Source organism: Serratia sp. 2880STDY5682894 (assembly GCF_001537385.1).
In the GTDB taxonomy this organism is placed as follows: domain Bacteria; phylum Pseudomonadota; class Gammaproteobacteria; order Enterobacterales; family Enterobacteriaceae; genus Serratia; species Serratia nevei.
The window spans coordinates 1-3,300 of record NZ_FCJA01000021.1 but is presented as its reverse complement, the minus strand read 5'-3'; the positions used below and the strand labels follow the sequence as shown (position 1 = coordinate 3,300).

At 68.8% G+C, this 3,300-nt stretch carries 1 protein-coding gene; it reads right to left on the bottom strand.

Annotation, left to right across the window (positions count from 1 at the left end; genetic code table 11):
- On the bottom strand, positions 1-3,300 hold a 3,300-nt coding region (locus tag AWX27_RS24195), incomplete at both ends, for a non-ribosomal peptide synthetase (protein WP_156428569.1).

Sequence of the window (3,300 nt, the reverse complement as noted above, 5' to 3'; positions counted from 1 at the left end):
ACGCCAGGTGCGACGCCTGCGCGCGCCGTTCCGGGTTCTCGGCGCTCAGCGTATCCGGCAGCGCCGCCTCCAGCGCCATCTGCGGCGTCGCAGGCTCGCCCAGCGCCGCCCGGCCGGCGGCGTCCGCCAGCAGCAGCACCGGGTCGGCATCCTGCAGGATGTACTGCAGGCGTTCACCCGGATAGGCCGGATCGAGCGGCACATAGGCGCCGCCGGCCTTGAGGATACCGAACAGCGCCGTCACCATGTTCAGGCCGCGTTCGGCGCACACCGCCACCCGGCTGTCCGGGCCGACGCCGCGCGCTATCAGCGCGTGCGCCAGCCGGTTGGCGCGGGCGTTCAGCTGGGCGTAGCTCAGGCTTTCCGCTCCGCTCACCAGCGCGGTGGCGTCCGGCGTGCGGCGCACCTGCTGCTCGAACAGCGCCGCCAGCGTCTGATCCAGCGGGTAGTCACGCTCGGTGCGGTTCCAGCCATGCAGCAGCAGTTCGCGTTCCGCCTCCGGCACCACCGCCAGTGAACACACCGGCGTCTCCGGCGCCTGCTCCAGCGCTTGCGCCAGTGAGCTCAGCGCCTGCACCATATAGTCACACACCCGCTGGGCATCGACCGTCTCGGTCACCTGCGCCGTCACGCCCAGCGAATCGCCGCCGTCCTCCACCGATAACACGAACGGATAGTTGGTACGCTCTTCGGCGCTCAGCAAACTGACACCTTCCGGCAACGCCACGGCTTCGCCGTTGTTGTGGCGATAGTTGAGCAAGGCGCTGAACAGCGGCGCCCCAGGGCTGACGCCGCTGCAGCGCTGCGCCAATGCCAGCGGCGCATGTTCATGCGCCAGCAGCCCGCTCAGCCGCACGTGTGCCTCTCTTGCCGCCGTCTCCACGCCTCGCCGATCGATGTCCAGACGCAGCGGCAACGTGTTGATAAACAACCCCAATGCCCGTTCCGCGCCTTCGCCGCCCTGCAGACGCCCCAGCAATACGGTGCCGAACACGACCGCGTCTCGCCCGCTGACGCTCGCCAGCACCTGCGCCCAGGCCAGGTGGCACAGGCTGGCCAGGCTGACGCCCAGCCGCCGCGCCTGTCGCCGCAACCGCAGGTTCAGCGCCGAAGAGAGCGCCTGGTAGCGGCAGGCGATTTGCCGCCCTTCGCCGTGCACGTCGCTCAGGCCGAACGGCAGCACCGGCTCGCGGATATCCGCCAACATGTCGCGGAAGAAGCTTTCGTGCTCCGCCTCGCTGAGAGCCAGGCGCGCCTGCGCCACCGCATTACGGAACGGCTGGGCGACGCCCAGCTGTGCCCCACGGCCGGCGAGGATCTCGCCGATCTCTTGCTCCATGAAGGCCAACGTGGAGTGATCGCCAATCAGATGATGCCACTGCTGCAAGGCGCACCAGCTGCCGTCCTCCTCCTGCGTGACGGTAAAGTTGAGCAGCGGCGCGCGGGTCAGATCCTGCCGCTGCTGCAACGGATCAAAGCTGGCCGCCAGCTGTTGCCAAATCGGGCCGTCAGCCGGATCGAAACGCCGCTCGCTCAGCGCCAGCTCAGCCTTGCGCCACACCACCTGCACCGGCGAGGACATGCCCTGCGTGATGAACGCAGTGCGCAGAATGTCATGGCGATCGATCACCTGCTGCATCGCCGCCAGCCAGGCGTCCAGGCGCGCACGGCTGTCGAAACGCAGCACCGCGGACAGCTGGTACGGGTCGCCCCGTTCCGCCAGCAGATGGTGGAACAAAATCCCCTCCTGCAGCGGCGACAAGGCGTAGATGTCCTGTACGTTGGCCACGCCGCCCGGCACCTGCGCCACCACCGCGTCGATTTCCGGCTGGCTCAGCGTCGCCAGCGGCAACATCTCCGGCGTAATGGAGGCCCCGCCCGGTAAAATCCGGTTTTCCGGTATGTCGATCTCACCTTGCGCGCTCATCGCCTGCGCCAGCGCCGACAGCGTCGGCGTTGAGAACAACGTCTGCACGTTCGCTCCCCAACCGGCGCGCCGCAGCTGAGCCATCAACTTCACCGCCAGCAGCGAGTGGCCCCCCAGCTCGAAGAAGTTATCGTGGCGACCTACCTGCTCCACGTTCAGCAGGTCGCGCCAGATCGCCGCCAGCAGCGTTTCGTGTTCACCCTGCGGCGCTTCGTACGCTGCCTGGCTCTGCGCCCCCTGCGGTTCCGGCAACGCCCGACGATCCAGCTTGCCGTTCGGCGACAGCGGCAACGCCGCCACCACCACCCAGGCCGACGGCACCATATAGTCCGGTAGCGCCGCGCTCACATGCTGCCGCAGCGCGCCTGCCAGCGTCTCTTCCGCCACGCCGGCGGCCGGCACCACCCACGCCACCAGCCGTTTGTCGTCGCCCACCGCCCGCGCATCCACCACCGCTTCGCGCACCGCCGGGTGCGCCGCCAGCACCGCCTCGATCTCCCCGCATTCGATGCGGAAGCCGCGGATTTTCACCTGCTGGTCATTGCGCCCCAGGTACTCGATGTCGCCGTTCGCCAGATAACGCGCCACGTCGCCGGTGCGGTACATCCGCCCGCCCGGCGCGAACGGATCGCTCAGGAAGCGCTCCGCCGTCAATTCGGGCCGGTTCAGGTAGCCCCGCGCCACCTGCACCCCGCCGATATACAGCTCGCCCACCGCCCCCAGCGGCACCGGCTGCCCGTGCTCGTCCAGCAGGTAGATACGCGTGTTGGCGATCGGCCGCCCGATCGGCACCGACACCCGGTCCGCCTCCCGCGAACAGTGCCAGGCGGTGACGTCCACCGCCGCCTCCGTCGGCCCATACAGGTTATGCAACTCCGCCTGCGGCAGCCGGCGGTAAAACTCCGCCACCAGCGCCGCCGGCAGCGCTTCCCCGCTGCACATCACCCGCACCACCTGGCCGCAGCGCGTCGCCGCCTGCCCGTCCGCCAGGAAGCTTTGCAGCATCGACGGCACGAAGTGCAGCGTGGTGACGCCGTACTGTTCGATCGCGCGGCTCAGGTAATCCGGATCCTTGTGCCCTTCCGGCTTCGCCATCACCAGGCGCGCGCCGACCATCAGCGGCCAGAAGAACTCCCACACCGAGACGTCGAAGCCGAACGGCGTTTTTTGCAGCACCGTGTCCGCCGCCGTCAGGCCGTAGGCTTCCTGCATCCACACCAGCCGGTTGACCACCCCGCGGTGCTCATTCATCGCGCCCTTCGGTTTACCGGTCGAGCCCGAGGTGTAAATCACGTACGCCAGGTGCGACGCCTGCGCGCGCCGTTCCGGGTTCTCGGCGCTCAGCGTATCCGGCAGCGCCGCCTCCAGCGCCA